Raw genomic sequence first — 13,306 nt, 5'->3', positions numbered from 1 at the left:
TGAACGGCGAGTAACCGGCTCACTCCGGTGTCGGATGAATGATTTCAGGGATAAAAATCATGTTGCAGAAACGCACGTCACGTAAAACAGTTCTGGCTACTGCTCTGGCAGTGTTTATGGGCGCAACTGCGGTGAATGCAGAAACGCTCAATCTTTACACCTCGCAGCCGGAAGCTGATGCGACCAAAACCGTGGAAGCATTCCGCAAAGCCAATCCTGATATTGATGTGCAGGTGTTCCGTTCCGGTACCAGCGATATTCTTAGCAAGCTGGCTGCTGAATTTGCTGCCGGTGCGCCGCAGCCGGACGTGCTGCTGATCGCCGATGCCGTGTCGATGGAACTGCTGAAAAAAGACAATCGTTTGAAAGCCTATGAAGGCGCGAAGACTGAAGGTCTGACTGAGGGTTCGTTCGACAAAGACAAAACCTATTTTGGTTCCAAGCTCATCACCACCGGTATCGCCTATAACACACAGGCGAAAAGCAAGCCTGAAAGCTGGGCTGATCTCGGCAAAGAAGAATACAAAGGCCAGATCGTGATGCCAAGCCCGCTTTATTCCGGCGCGGCTGCTTATCTGCTCTCCGGTTTTGCGCTGAATTCTGAACTCGGCTGGGATTATTTCGAAAAGCTGAAAGCCAATGAGCTGATCAGCGTGCGCGGCAATGGTGCTGTGCTGAAATCCGTTGCCAGCGGTGAAAAGCCTTACGGTATTCTCGTGGATTTCATGGCGCTGAATGCCAAGGCAAAAGGTTCGCCGGTTGAGTTCGTATTCCCGAAAGAAGGCGTGCCAGCTGTGACTGAACCTGTTGCAATCATGGCGACAGCCAAGAATGTTGCCGGTGCAGAGAAATTCGTTGATTTCATTCTCTCTGATGATGGTCAGAAACTGGCACTGGAGCAGGGCTATCTGCCTGCCAAGGAATCTGTTGGTCGCCCGGGCTGGTTGCCGGAAGGTACAAAAATCAACATCATGTCGATCGATACGCTCAAAGTTCTGGGTGTGACAGAAGCCGACAAGAAGCGTTTTTCTGAACTGTTCGGCGGTTAAGGCATTATTGGATGTCAGACAAAATATTTGGTCAGAGCCGGGATACGGCTCTGATTTTTCTTGTGGCGGCAGTGGTGTTCACGCTGTCTCTGTGGCCGATGCTGCGGCTGGCCAGCGAGATCATTGCGCCGAATGGTCAGCTCTCTGACAGTGCATTGCGCTCGGCGCTTTCTTCAACTTCCACATGGGTTGCCACCCGTAACTCTTTAATCACCGGCTTTGGCGGCACACTTGCTGCTGTTATCCTTGGTAGTGCCGTGGCGCTGCTGGTAAGCCTTACCAATATTCGCGGACGCGGCGTATTCGTGCTGATGTTTGTGGTGCCGCTGCTGATTGCCCCGCAGGTGACAGCACTGGCATGGTTGCAACTCTTTGGCCCTGCGAGCCCGTTTCTCAAAATGATCGGTATGGCGCCGGAGCTTGGCAGCCGTAATCCGCTCTATTCGACCACCGGTATTATCGCACTGCTCGGCATTCAATATGCGCCGCTGGTGTTCCTGATTGTGCGTGCCGGTTTGCGTAAATTACCGCGTGAGCTGGTTGAAGCCGCTTTGAGCAGTGGTGCCAGTAAGTGGCAGGTAACGCGCACAATTATTGTGCCGCTGATGACACCATCGGTAATCGGTGCTTCTGCACTGGCTTTTGTTTCCTGTGTCGGCAATTTTGGTATTCCAGCATTCTTAGGTATTCCGGCCAATGTGCTGGTATTGCCAACATTGATTTACCAGAAACTTGCCGGTGGCGGACCATCGGTGCTGTCGGAAGTCGCTGTGCTTTCGCTGCTGATTGGTGTCATCGCGATGGCGGGTATTCTCTGTCAGGATTATATGGCACGCCGCCGCGATTATCGTATCGCTTCTACCTCACTGCCTGCCGCACCTTTCGAGCTTGGCTCATGGCGTCTGACTGTTGAGATCGCTTGCTGGCTGCTGATTGCCGTGGTGCTGGTGCTGCCGATGTTTGGCCTGTTGCTCACCGCATTGGTGCCTGCTTTTGGAATTCCGCTGAGTTGGCAGACCGCAACTCTGGATAATCTGAAATTTGTGCTGCTGGATCATGCAGGGGCTCGCCGTGCGCTGGTCAATTCTTTCACACTGTCGCTTGCTGCTGCCGGTTTTGCAGTGCTGGTGGCGGTGCCGCTCGGCTATCTCATCACATGGCGTTCGCGCTGGTGGACACGGTTGCTCAATCTCGCAGCCGAACTGCCTTATGCTCTGCCGGGTGTGGTGCTGTCGATTGCGGCATTGCTGATGTTCCTCAAGCCTTTGCCGGTTGTAGGGCTGCATCTCTATAATACGATCTGGATTATTCTCTACGCCTATCTGGCACGGTTTCTGGTGCTGGCACTGCGCCCGACCATTACCGGCCTGCATCAGATCGACCGTGCTCTGGAAGAGGCGGCGCAGGTGGCAGGCGCAGGGCTGCTGACACGGCTGCGCACTATCGTGTTTCCGCTGGTGGCACCGGCAACATTGGCTGGCGGTGTGCTGATTTTCATGACCGCTTTTTCGGAGCTGACAGTTTCTGCACTATTGTGGTCATCAGGGTCGGAAACGCTGGGCGTGGTGATTTTCTCTTTTGAGCAGGGTGGCGATTCACCCTATGCGGCTGCAATATCTGTGCTGGTCGTGTTGATTACATTCTTACTGATGCTGGTGACCAATATGTTCGCCAGATATCTGCCTGACGGAGTTCTGCCATGGCGGGATTGACTATCTCTCAGCTTTCCAAAAGCTTTAACGACACTAAAGTGCTGACCGATGTGTCGCTGGATATCGCCAATGGTGAATTCATTGCCGTGCTGGGGCCTTCCGGCTGCGGCAAGACTACATTGCTCCGCATGATTGCCGGATTTGAACAGGCTAACGACGGTGTGATCTATGTCGGCGATAATCTGGTGACCGGTAAAGGACAATTTGTTCCGCCGGAAAAACGTCGTGTCGGTATCGTGTTTCAGAACTATGCACTCTGGCCGCATATGACTGTTTCGGAAAATGTCGGTTATAGCCTGAAAATTGCCAAGGTGGAAAAGGCCGAGCGTGAGCGCCGTGTGCAAGAAGCGCTGAAATTGGTTGATCTGCAGGGCTATGGGGATCGCCGTCCGGCGAACCTGTCCGGCGGGCAGCGTCAGCGCGTGGCACTGGCACGTTGTCTGGTGGCTGCGCCGTCGCTGGTGCTGTTTGACGAGCCGCTGGCCAATCTGGATGTGCATCTGCGCGCATCGATGGAAGATGAGTTTGCGCGCTTCCATAAGCGTACCGGCACGACGATTATCTATATTACGCATGATCAGGCCGAGGCGATGGCACTGGCGGACCGTATTGCGGTGATGGACAAAGGCAGGCTGATGCAGTTTGCCTCGCCGAAAACGCTCTATAATGAACCGGCCAATGCGATGGTCGCGTCCTTTATCGCGCAGGGCATGGTGCTACCTGCGGAAATTTTGAGCGTCAATGGCAGTGGTGCTTGTGAGGCCTTGGTGCTGGGGCAGCAGGTGCGTTTGCGTTGCCGTGCCGATGAGGTGGTGCGTAAAGATACACAGATTTGTATCCGCGAAGATGATCTGGAACTGGTGAAACAGGACGGATTTGCCGTGCGGGTTACACGCTCGGTCTATCAGGGCGGTGCATCACGGATTGAAGCTGTTGCCGAACAGGCACCGGAACTGAACCTGCATTTCAATCTGCCGGATCCGCTGCATCTCAAAGCGGATGATGTCGCGCAATTGCGTATCCGCTCAGGCTGGGTGATCCCGCAAGCAGGTGCCGTATGAAGATCAATCTCTATGGCGGTTTTGGTGAAAAAGGACGTTTAGGCGTTGGTATCAGCACGACTAAAACTAGGCTGCTGTTTGATGTCGGCATTAAAGTCGGAGTCACAGGGCGTGATTATTATCCGCTGATCGAGGCCAATGCGATTGCCGCTTTGGATGCGGTGCTGATTTCCCATGCCCATGAGGATCATGTCGGTGGTTTGTTGTGGTTGCAGGAGCAGGGCTTTCAGGGGCGTATCCTGATGACTGCCGAAACTTTGGCTGAAACCGCTCAGACCCTGAAGAATTATGCCGAACAGCATCATCTCGATAATGTTGCATTTCCGCATGAGCGCATTGAACTGTTCAAAGCTGGTGATGTGCTGACCATTGGTGATGCGGAAATCATCACGGGTCGTTCCGGTCATGTGGCTGGCGGCGTGTGGTTCTGTGTTGAGGCCGAAGGGCGTAAGGTTCTCTATAGCGGCGATGTGGTGCCGGATAGTCCGGTGCTGGAAATGGATGCATTTCCGCACTGTGATCTGTTGCTGTTGGATGCTTCTTACGGTGCTGATGCGGTTTCGGGTGCTGCGCGAGCGCAGCAAATACGCGAATGGATTTTGCAGAACCGTGACGGTTGCTTGCTGCCGACGCCACTCTCCGGTCGTTCACTGGAACTGATGGCGCTGATGCCGGTTAATTTTGCCATTCATGCGGATATGCGTGCTGCACTGGCTGAGCAGATTGCAGCGTCTGGTGCCTTGCGGGATGGTGTGGCCGGACGGTTGAAACAATTGCTGCATAATGCACAGGACTGGCGGGAGGATCAGGCGCTGCCGCGCTGCCCGCTGCTGACATTCGATGCAATGGGGCAGGCAGGACCTTCCGCCTATGCGATGAACCGTGCGCTGCGCACCGGCTGGCCGGTCTTGCTGACCGGCCATGTGCCGGAAGATACACCGGCTTTTGATATGCTGCGTGATGAGCTGGCGGACTGGATAAGACTGCCAACCCATCCGACACTGAGCGGTATGGTCGCGCTTTGGGAGCAGGCGGGTAAGCCTGACATGCTCGGCCATTCCTGCTCGGCTCAATTGCTTGGCGAACTGGCAGAGCATATCCCAGTTGTGCGTCAGGATGTGAAGAGCGGTGATGTGATAGAATTGGGAGCAGCCTGATGCGTATTTTGCTTTGCAATGATGACGGTATTGATGCGGATGGTTTGGCTTTTCTGGAACGTGCTGCACGGGCATTGAGTGATGATGTGTGGGTGGTGGCGCCGGATGGTAAGCGCACGGCTGCGGGTGCATCCATCACTATCGGCAAACCACTGACTATGGTGAAACGCGGTGAGCAGCGCTATTCCTGTTCCGGCACACCTGCAGACTGTGTTGTGTCGGCGATGACTTGGCTGTTCAAAGATCAGGGTAAGCCTGATCTGGTGCTGGCGGGGATTAATGACGGGCGCAATGTGGCGGAAGATCTGGCCTATTCCGGCACACTCGGTATTGCCCGTGAGGCAACATTCTGGGGTATTCCTGCCATTGGCTTCTCACAGGTCAAGCAGCCGCGCCGTGGCGAAGACGATCTGGCCGCGCTGGTGCAGTTATTGCGCAACCTGTTAGAGCAGTGCACCGACTGGCAGCGTGAAGGGCATTGGCTGAGCATTAATCTGCCGCATAGTTTGCCTGCGCCAATTGCCCAGCCGCGCATTGGTCGGGACAAGATTGCATCTGCCGCAGATGTGGTCAGTACAGATGGCGATCAAACAGTGCTGATGGTGCCGCGCGGTCGCCCGCATTCATCTTCTGAAGGTGATGATAATGATCTGATTGATCGCGGATTTATCTGCATTAACCGGCTTAACTGGTTTGGTGAGACGGAGCTAAGTGAGAGTCTTATCAAATCCTTAGACAGATAAGTTTGTCTTTCGATTCAAATATGAAAAAGGCCGCTCAATTTAGCGGCCTTTTTATTTGGTTATTTGCGTTTCATGGCTTCAAGCAGTGCTGCACCAAAACCGCCCTGAGTCTCAGCGGGTTTTTCCTGCGGCTTGGCTGTGAAATGTTTCTGTGCCGGACGTTGTCCGCGCTCACCCATAGGCTTAGGAGCCGCTTCACCGCCGCCGTCTTTGCGCATGGTCAGGCCGATACGTTTGCGCGGCACGTCAACTTCTGTCACGCGCACTTTGACCACATCACCGGCTTTCACGACTTCATGCGGGTCCTTGACGAATTTATCGGCAAGCTGGGACACATGCACAAGACCATCCTGATGCACACCGATATCAACAAAAGCACCAAAGGCGGCAACATTGGTCACGGTGCCTTCCAGCAACATGCCAGGTTTGAGGTCTTTGATGTCGTCAATGCCATCGGCAAAGGTTGCGGTTTTGAATTCCGGACGCGGATCGCGACCGGGCTTTTCCAATTCCGACAGAATGTCTTTCACCGTTGGCAGACCAAAGCGCTCATCGACAAACAGTTTCGGATCAAGCGCACGCAGCGCACTGGCATCGCCCATCAGCGAGCGCACATCGCGGCCGCAAGCGGCAACGATTTTTGCAGCCACGCCATAGGCTTCAGGGTGCACGGATGAGGCATCAAGCGGTTCGATACCGTTTGGAATACGCAAGAAGCCTGCGGCCTGTTCAAAGGTACGGTTGCCGAGACGGGCGACTTTGAGCAGGTCTTTACGCTTCTTGAACGGGCCGTTTTCATTGCGGTGCGCAATAATGGCTTCGGCAAGTGATGTGCCAAGGCCGGAAACACGGGCGAGCAGTGAAGCGGAAGCAGTGTTGAGATCAACACCCACAGCATTCACTGCATCTTCAACAACCGCATTCAGCATATGGGCGAGGCGTGCCTGATCCACATCGTGCTGATACTGACCAACGCCGATGGATTTCGGCTCGATTTTCACCAGTTCTGCCAGCGGGTCTTGCAGGCGGCGGGCAATGGAAACCGCGCCGCGCAGCGACACATCAAGCTGCGGAAATTCTGCTGCCGCTGTTTCCGATGCTGAGTAAACCGATGCACCGGCTTCTGAAACAATCACTTTAAGCGGTTTCGGAGCAGGCATGTCGCCGAGCAGGTCGGCAACCATGCGCTCAGTCTCACGGCTTGCGGTGCCGTTGCCGATAGCGATCAGTTCAACTTTATGCTTGCGGATCAGCGAGGCGATTTCAGCCTGTGCACCGCGCAGATCATTGCGCGGCTGGAACGGATAGACGGTTGCTGTGTCCAGCAGCTTGCCGGTACCGTCAACGATGGCCACTTTAACGCCGGTACGGATACCCGGATCAAGACCCATAGTAGCACGCGAACCGGCAGGGGCTGCCAGCAGCAGGTCTTTCAGATTGCGGGCGAAAACGTTGATCGCTTCTTCTTCCGCGCGTTCACGCAGATCACGCATCAGATCGAGGGAGAGGGACAGCGAGAGTTTCACACGCCATGTCCAACCGATCACTTCCATCAGCCATTTATCACCGGCCAATGTGCCTCCGACCTGATAGCTATGGGCGATCATGCGCTCAACCGGTTTGACAGGTGATGTATCCTGCTGGTCTACAACAATATCAAGTGTCAGGAAATCTTCATTACGGCCGCGCAACATAGCAAGAGCGCGGTGACCGGCAACCTTGTTCCACTGTTCGCTATGGGCAAAATAATCGGAGAATTTTGCGCCTTCTGTTTCTTTGCCAGCTACGACACGGGACTGTAGAACCGCATTGTCCTTCATGTAGCTGCGCAGACGGCCGAGCAGGTCAGCATTTTCGGTAATACCTTCGGCGATAATATCGCGCGCACCCTCAAGGGCGGCTTTTACATCGGCCACATCCGGCGTGATATAGGCGGTCACCAGTTCGGCAGGTACCGCAGCGCGGTTATCGAGAATAGCCTGCGCCAGTGCACCAAGGCCACGCTCACGGGCGATTTCCGCACGGGTACGGCGCTTTGGTTTGTATGGCAGATAGATATCTTCAAGCTCAGCTTTGGTGCTGACATTCGCGATTTTCAGTTCCAGCTCCGGTGTGAGCTTTTCCTGTGTACGGATGGATTCCAGAATGGAACTGCGTCGTGCTTCCAGTTCACGTAAATAGGTCAGACGCTCGGACAGGTTACGTAATTGCGTATCATCAAGACCGCCGGTCACTTCTTTACGGTAGCGGGCGATAAACGGCACGGTCGAGCCTTCATCAAGCAGGCCGATAGCGGCAACCGCCTGTTCCGGTTTGGCATTGATCTCACCGGCAATGATGGCGGCAATCCGTCTGGTAATGTCTGTCATAAGAATCTCATGCTGATAATAACGCCTTTATCATAGAGCTTTGATGCGGCGCATTGAAGGCGGGAATCATATCCTTGCCGGAATATGACGCAGAGAGTTTCACGACTGAGCAATATTGTTTTGTGTATTATAAATTTCTGATAAAATATTTGCTGTACTCATGATGAGGACGCACGGAACTTTTCAACTTAGCGTTATCAGCAGCCGTTAATGCCGTTTTACTCATATGCGCCTTGTTCTGGCACTAAAACCAACATTTTTTGGCCTTGTTTGCACAGGAAGTGCGGCCTGTTTTTCGCTGAGTGTATTTAATCACTGAAACTTAATCTTCAGATCAGGAGACAGGCAAATTATGGATGTGAGTAAACACCCCATAGCCATTGATCATGTGCCCGCATTTATTACGGCACCGGGACAGACCGATATTCTGTTTAATTTCGTCATTGTTTTTCTCATTTGCATGATCTTTGCCGTTGGCACCCTCTATCTCCGGCTTCATGCTTTGCCGGAGCAAATGGCACATCGTACCAATAAGGTGCAGTTGCAAGTTGTTGCGGTTCTGGCGCTGATTGCGCTCTTTACCCATAATCAGCTTTTCTGGATTGCTGCCCTGTTGCTGGCGATGATTGAACTGCCGAATTTTATTACGCCGGTCACTTCGATGGCCAAGTCTCTGAACAGGATTGCGCGCAGCACTTATGTGCCGCAAAACTATCCGCCTGCATCAGTGCCAGCCGCGCAACAGCCTGCTCCTGTAGCGGAAGCTGCCGCTAAGCCAGTGGAACCAGTGCAGCCGCAGGCAGCACAAGACGGGCATTCATCTCATAATCCGGATCAGAACGGGGAGAAGCAATAATGTTGGAATTTCTTCTCTGTTCAATGGTGACGATTTTGCCGGATTATCTGTTCCGGCGTTATGGTCAGGGTAAACTTATCGGCCACCATATCACGCTTTATTCGGTGTGGTTTGAGCTGCGCTGGGGGATTACAGCCTGTCTTATTCTGACAATCTCGCTGATTACGATGATCTTTTATTATCACCCTTCCACATCCAATGTGACCGCCGCTTATCGCACGGTGACAATCCTGCCGGAAATTCCGGGGCGTGTTGAAGAGGTCTATGTGACCCGCTTTCAGAAAGTGAAAGCCGGTGATCCGTTGTTCCGCCTTGACAGCAGCAAACAGGAAGCTGCGATGAAAACTGCAGAGCAGCGTATTGTCGAAGTGCAGGCAGAAACTGAGGTGGCAAAATCTGAGATTGCTGCAACAGATGGTGCGATACAATCAGTTGAGGCCGCCTATTTGCAAGCGCAGATTGATCTCAATACACAAACTGAGTTGCAACGCCGCAACCCGAATGTGGTTGCCCAGCGCGAAATTGACCGCCTGACATCCAGCCTTGAAGGACGCAAAGGCGCATTGGCTGAGGCAATAGCAAGAAAGCAGACACTACAGACCAAGATCAGCACATTATTGCCTGCGCAAAAAGCCAGTGCAGAGGCCGCATTGGAAGAAGCACGGGTGCAGCTGGATAAAACCACTGTGCGTGCCGGTGTGTCCGGTACCGTACAGCAGTTTACCTTGCGCACGGGTGAGGTGGTGAACCCGCTGCTGCGCCCTGCAGGTGTTCTGGTGCCGGATGATGCCGGACGGGGCAGGCTGGTTGCCGGTTTCAACCAGATTGAGACACAGGTTATCAAGACCGGCATGATTGCCGAGGTTACCTGTATCGGTCAGCCTTTTACAGTTGTGCCGATGGTGGTGACTGAGGTTCAGGATGTGATTGCAGGCGGGCAGGTGCGTGCCAGCGATCAGCTGGTTGATGTGCAGCAGCTGAGCCGTCCTGGTACGATTACCGCGACGCTGGAACCTCTTTATGAAAATAGTTTTGGCAATGTGCCTCCGGGCAGCAATTGTATTGCCAATGCCTATACCAGCAATCATGAAGAGCTACAGGCAGGCACCGCAGGGCCATTGCGTTCGGCATTCCTGCATGCGGTGGATGCCACCGGCCTCGTTCATGCTGTCATTCTGCGCATTCAGGCGATTATGATGCCGGTACAGGTGCTGGTGCTCGGCGGACATTGATGCTGCTGAAAATGACTAGTCAGTCAAAATGAAAGACCGGTGCCGGAATTATCTTCCGGCACCGGTCTTGTGAAAATAACAGGTCTATCCGATTGATTCTCAAGTGATTCCCAAAACGGGAAAAAATGTCTCATGCTCGAAGCATTTTACATAATGTCGTCGAAGTGAAGCAAATATCTCATGCTTAAAACAGGAGAGACATTCATAATATTGTTCTATGATTGGGAAAATTTGTTGGTAGCGGAGGACGGATTCGAACCGCCGACACAAGGATTATGATGCCTTATATCTTTATTGATTTTATACGGTAATTTATATTCATGTTGCGCTCATGTCGCGTTTAATGGCTTTAACACCCTCTATTAGCTGAGGAGGGCGTGTTCGGCCGCCGCAAGTTCATCTGCGTCATCGCCACGTGGGAATAAGTGGCCATATGTATCTGCGGTCATAGTGACTGTTGAGTGCCCCATGCGCTCCTGTACGACCTTGAGAGGCAATCCAAGCCCACCATCCTCGAGCCGGTTAATGCACCATGATGCGTAGAAATGGCGCAACGCATGAAGGCCAGTGTACTTGGCTTTTCCTGCTTGTCCGTCTTGTTGGATGATGTTGGCTTTGATCTGAACGGGGATCAGACAGCGATTGATGATGTTTGCGTGGCTCTCGATTTTACCTAAGCCATTCGGGAATACATAATGAAGTTCCGTGGCGGGATTGCCGTTAGGATCCAGTCTTACGGTTTCTCTGCGTGGGCAGGCTAACTTCCACTCGCGCAATGTGTTGATTACAAGAGGTGGAACCGGAATAGTCCGTTCACCAGCACAAGATTTCGGCCGGCCAATCTCTCCGAACTCGTCTGCCCGCTGATGCACGCTGATAGCGCGCTTCTCAAAGTCCACATCTTGCCAGCGTAAACCGCGTAGCTCTGACGATCTCATGCCGGTAAAGATTGCTGTGATGAGCAATGGCTTCCAGCGTCCCTCTAGGCTGCCGACAATGGCTTTGATTTCTTCTCGGGTTGGAATGTCGATCCCAACCTTGATGCGGCCATTCTGGCGGCGCTCTGCTTGTCTGTCTTTTCCTGTGCGGCGTGTGCCGCGCATATCTTTGACTGGATTGCGAACGGTCAGGCCACGTTCTTGCGCATCGGATAAGATTGAACCAAGCGAACCAATGACTTTTTTAATCATGGCAGGCGACCTACCTTCGTCGCGTAACTTATCCTCAAACTCTCGTATTGCCGGAACATTCAGGCGTGAGAGCAGCGCATTGCCTATGAAAGGCTCAATGTGCAGCTTTACGTGTCTTTGGCGCTGGTTGATGGTGGAGCGTTCTAAGCCGTCATTTTCACCGCTAGCGACCCAGAAGCCGCATGCCTGTTTTATTGTGGCGCTTGCGCTGTCAGCAACATGGACACCATCGCGCACCTCAATCTTAGCGGTGGCCGAGAATGCATCTGCCTCTTTTTTCTTTGCAAAGGTTTTTAGGCGGCGTGTGCCCTGGCTATCAACATAGTCGACAACCCATGCCTCTTTAATGAGGTCTTTTGGCGTGGTCCATTTGCGTTTGCGTATCGACATCAACATTCACTCCAGCGAGCTGAAACAACCTTTCGATTAACTCGAATGGTTAAAATTCAATAACGACATCAGTCTGGAAAATCTGGATCGTTATTACGCGCAAGGTAACGCTCTTCAGCAGCATCTTGGCGATTTCTTTCGTTTTCAGCTTGCTCGAGATGCCACTCATCAAGACATAGACGAACACGCTTTTGGGTTTCTTCGTCGATATCAGGAACTCTACCGGAAACTATCCCCTCTACAGTTTCTAACAGTCCGTCTGTAAGCTCATTGATTGCCCCCTCATGCCCTCTCACTTTGCGCAAAGCAGTAAAAAGCCCAAGTAAATCCTTTAGGCGAGAATCTAAGGGAAGTGGCTCGGGAAATTCTCGCTCTAATACGCGAACGATCTCAGTATTCATGGACCGTCCGTGTAGCTCCGACCTTGCTTTAATCCGATCTCGCAAGGCTTCTGGGAGGCGTATTTTTAGTTGAGGGTATTCTCTCGACATTCTTTGTACTCCACTTTTATTTCAATTATGGACCACGATGGTCTTGACTGCAATAAACCACCGTGGTTTATGGATCACTGTGGTTACCAATACGTTGCACTAGGAGACACGGATGCCAAACGAAGAAAGCACTATAGAACTGATCTGGGGAATTAATGCGATAGCACGTCTTATCGGGCGGACTGACCGACAAGCGTTTCACATGGTGAGTACAGGTCAGTTACCTGCAAAAAAAGTTGGCGGCCGCTGGGTGGCAGAGCGAAGCAAGCTCATTGCATTTTTCATGGATGATGCCGCATGAAGAGCGCCGACAAATCTATTTTCCTCGAAAAATCTTCCTTCGATGTGGACGGGGGCAACCTCATAGGCCGCAACCCTCACGAAATTTCGTTGGCGGAAATTCGCCAGCTGGAACACGTAGAAAGCCCGATTAAAGCAATCCGCGCAAAGTGCATTGATTGCTCTGGTAAGAGCGCGGTGGAGTCTCGGAAGTGCGTGGCTATAAATTGCCCGCTTTGGCCGTTGCGTATGGGCGTAAATCCCTTTCATGCATCCAGTCGGGTGGCCAAACGTGAAGTGGCTAATTTTGCCATTTCCAAGAACACAGAGGGCACTTGTGATGTCTAGCACGATCCTGGAAGCAAAAGGCTCGGCGGAGGCGGCAACCTCAACACCGAGCCAGAGTTCAAGCAAATCCCAGCAAGGAAAGAAGAACATGCAGAGGAATAACACAAAGAGTGTTCCGCAGGCAACTACGGTGATAGCGCCTAAGATAAACGAAGCTCTGTTTAATCTTGAGAATCCGATCAATGATTCAAAGAACATGGCTTCAATCCTCGGCGGGTTGCTACATGATGTCTTCGATAAAGATCATTCGTCCGTAACCGGCAATAGTGAGTTTTACTTTGTGTCTGAAAGTGATGCGTCGAATATCATTTTTGCGGCCGGCCAGCTGCAGCGCTTCATTAAGTCCAGTCTTGATACATGGAATGAAGCCCTTGAGCACAGCGCGGGAGCAGGCCAATGCGCTTAATCCTCATTCTTATAGGTCGTGCT

The 13,306-nt window shown here is 52.6% G+C and carries 13 protein-coding genes; 10 read left to right on the top strand and 3 right to left on the bottom strand.

Annotation, left to right across the window (positions count from 1 at the left end):
• The first annotated feature begins 59 nt into the window (after nt 1-59).
• Genes K1X45_RS05785 through K1X45_RS05765 form a run of 5 tightly spaced genes read left to right on the top strand, consistent with a single transcriptional unit; the run spans nt 60 to nt 5,722 of the window.
• On the top strand, nt 60-1,049 hold the full coding sequence (locus K1X45_RS05785; protein ID WP_220160077.1) for an ABC transporter substrate-binding protein: 990 nt from the start codon (nt 60-62) through the stop codon (nt 1,047-1,049).
• An 11-nt stretch (nt 1,050-1,060) separates the two neighbouring features.
• Nucleotides 1,061-2,761 carry an iron ABC transporter permease gene (locus K1X45_RS05780; RefSeq protein WP_220160076.1) on the top strand — a complete coding sequence of 567 codons (1,701 nt, stop codon included), beginning with the start codon at nt 1,061-1,063 and terminating at the stop codon, nt 2,759-2,761.
• Nucleotides 2,749-3,822: an ABC transporter ATP-binding protein gene (locus tag K1X45_RS05775; protein ID WP_220160075.1), complete on the top strand. Its 1,074-nt coding sequence runs from the start codon at nt 2,749-2,751 to the stop codon at nt 3,820-3,822. Before K1X45_RS05780 ends, K1X45_RS05775 begins: the two co-directional genes overlap by 13 nt.
• Nucleotides 3,819-4,979, top strand: a complete 1,161-nt coding sequence (locus tag K1X45_RS05770) for an MBL fold metallo-hydrolase (protein WP_220160074.1) — start codon at nt 3,819-3,821, stop codon at nt 4,977-4,979. Before K1X45_RS05775 ends, K1X45_RS05770 begins: the two co-directional genes overlap by 4 nt.
• Entirely contained in the window at nt 4,979-5,722 is a 744-nt protein-coding gene (locus tag K1X45_RS05765) for a 5'/3'-nucleotidase SurE (RefSeq protein ID WP_220160073.1), read from the top strand. Before K1X45_RS05770 ends, K1X45_RS05765 begins: the two co-directional genes overlap by 1 nt.
• A 59-nt stretch (nt 5,723-5,781) precedes the next feature.
• On the opposite strand, the gene K1X45_RS05760 is transcribed toward K1X45_RS05765, so the two are convergent.
• Nucleotides 5,782-8,091, bottom strand: coding sequence for a Tex family protein (locus K1X45_RS05760; protein WP_220160072.1), 2,310 nt, complete (start codon nt 8,089-8,091; stop codon nt 5,782-5,784).
• 352 nt (nt 8,092-8,443) lie between these two features.
• On the opposite strand from K1X45_RS05760, the gene K1X45_RS05755 reads away from it, so the two are divergent.
• Both K1X45_RS05755 and K1X45_RS05750 read left to right on the top strand, forming a co-directional pair.
• The gene (locus K1X45_RS05755) at nt 8,444-8,947 is read left to right on the top strand and encodes a hypothetical protein (protein ID WP_220160071.1); all 504 of its coding nucleotides are present in this window, start codon (nt 8,444-8,446) and stop codon (nt 8,945-8,947) included.
• On the top strand, nt 8,947-10,179 hold the full coding sequence (locus K1X45_RS05750; RefSeq protein ID WP_220160070.1) for an HlyD family secretion protein: 1,233 nt from the start codon (nt 8,947-8,949) through the stop codon (nt 10,177-10,179). Before K1X45_RS05755 ends, K1X45_RS05750 begins: the two co-directional genes overlap by 1 nt.
• A 362-nt stretch (nt 10,180-10,541) precedes the next feature.
• On the opposite strand, the gene K1X45_RS05745 is transcribed toward K1X45_RS05750, so the two are convergent.
• Nucleotides 10,542-11,759 (bottom strand): site-specific integrase, encoded by a 1,218-nt coding sequence (locus K1X45_RS05745; RefSeq protein ID WP_220160395.1) that lies wholly within the window; start codon nt 11,757-11,759, stop codon nt 10,542-10,544.
• 68 nt (nt 11,760-11,827) lie between these two features.
• Nucleotides 11,828-12,250: an Arc family DNA-binding protein gene (locus K1X45_RS05740; RefSeq protein ID WP_220160069.1), complete on the bottom strand. Its 423-nt coding sequence runs from the start codon at nt 12,248-12,250 to the stop codon at nt 11,828-11,830.
• A 112-nt stretch (nt 12,251-12,362) separates the two neighbouring features.
• On the opposite strand from K1X45_RS05740, the gene K1X45_RS05735 reads away from it, so the two are divergent.
• Genes K1X45_RS05735 through K1X45_RS05725 form a run of 3 tightly spaced genes read left to right on the top strand, consistent with a single transcriptional unit; the run spans nt 12,363 to nt 13,283 of the window.
• Nucleotides 12,363-12,551 (top strand): DNA-binding protein, encoded by a 189-nt coding sequence (locus K1X45_RS05735; protein ID WP_220160068.1) that lies wholly within the window; start codon nt 12,363-12,365, stop codon nt 12,549-12,551.
• The gene (locus tag K1X45_RS05730) at nt 12,548-12,877 is read left to right on the top strand and encodes a hypothetical protein (RefSeq protein WP_220160067.1); all 330 of its coding nucleotides are present in this window, start codon (nt 12,548-12,550) and stop codon (nt 12,875-12,877) included. The genes K1X45_RS05735 and K1X45_RS05730 overlap by 4 nt, the downstream gene beginning before the upstream one ends.
• On the top strand, nt 12,870-13,283 hold the full coding sequence (locus K1X45_RS05725) for a hypothetical protein (protein ID WP_220160066.1): 414 nt from the start codon (nt 12,870-12,872) through the stop codon (nt 13,281-13,283). Before K1X45_RS05730 ends, K1X45_RS05725 begins: the two co-directional genes overlap by 8 nt.
• The last annotated feature ends 23 nt before the right edge of the window (nt 13,284-13,306 follow it).

Origin of the sequence: Pseudochrobactrum sp. Wa41.01b-1, from assembly GCF_019464455.1 — a bacterium.
In the GTDB taxonomy this organism is placed as follows: domain Bacteria; phylum Pseudomonadota; class Alphaproteobacteria; order Rhizobiales; family Rhizobiaceae; genus Pseudochrobactrum; species Pseudochrobactrum saccharolyticum.
The sequence above is the reverse complement of the archived record's forward strand: the minus strand, read 5'-3'. Positions and strand labels throughout refer to the sequence as shown.

Bases quoted from the DNA above. Each gene is read 5' to 3' on its own strand.
- K1X45_RS05785 (WP_220160077.1), top strand. From the start codon at position 60: ATGTTGCAGAAACGCACGTCACGTAAAACAGTTCTGGCTACTGCTCTG.
- K1X45_RS05780 (WP_220160076.1), top strand. From the start codon at position 1,061: ATGTCAGACAAAATATTTGGTCAGAGCCGGGATACGGCTCTGATTTTT.
- K1X45_RS05775 (WP_220160075.1), top strand. From the start codon at position 2,749: ATGGCGGGATTGACTATCTCTCAGCTTTCCAAAAGCTTTAACGACACT.
- K1X45_RS05770 (WP_220160074.1), top strand. From the start codon at position 3,819: ATGAAGATCAATCTCTATGGCGGTTTTGGTGAAAAAGGACGTTTAGGC.
- K1X45_RS05765 (WP_220160073.1), top strand. From the start codon at position 4,979: ATGCGTATTTTGCTTTGCAATGATGACGGTATTGATGCGGATGGTTTG.
- K1X45_RS05760 (WP_220160072.1), bottom strand. From the start codon at position 8,091: ATGACAGACATTACCAGACGGATTGCCGCCATCATTGCCGGTGAGATC.
- K1X45_RS05755 (WP_220160071.1), top strand. From the start codon at position 8,444: ATGGATGTGAGTAAACACCCCATAGCCATTGATCATGTGCCCGCATTT.
- K1X45_RS05750 (WP_220160070.1), top strand. From the start codon at position 8,947: ATGTTGGAATTTCTTCTCTGTTCAATGGTGACGATTTTGCCGGATTAT.
- K1X45_RS05745 (WP_220160395.1), bottom strand. From the start codon at position 11,759: ATGTCGATACGCAAACGCAAATGGACCACGCCAAAAGACCTCATTAAA.
- K1X45_RS05740 (WP_220160069.1), bottom strand. From the start codon at position 12,250: ATGTCGAGAGAATACCCTCAACTAAAAATACGCCTCCCAGAAGCCTTG.
- K1X45_RS05735 (WP_220160068.1), top strand. From the start codon at position 12,363: ATGCCAAACGAAGAAAGCACTATAGAACTGATCTGGGGAATTAATGCG.
- K1X45_RS05730 (WP_220160067.1), top strand. From the start codon at position 12,548: ATGAAGAGCGCCGACAAATCTATTTTCCTCGAAAAATCTTCCTTCGAT.
- K1X45_RS05725 (WP_220160066.1), top strand. From the start codon at position 12,870: ATGTCTAGCACGATCCTGGAAGCAAAAGGCTCGGCGGAGGCGGCAACC.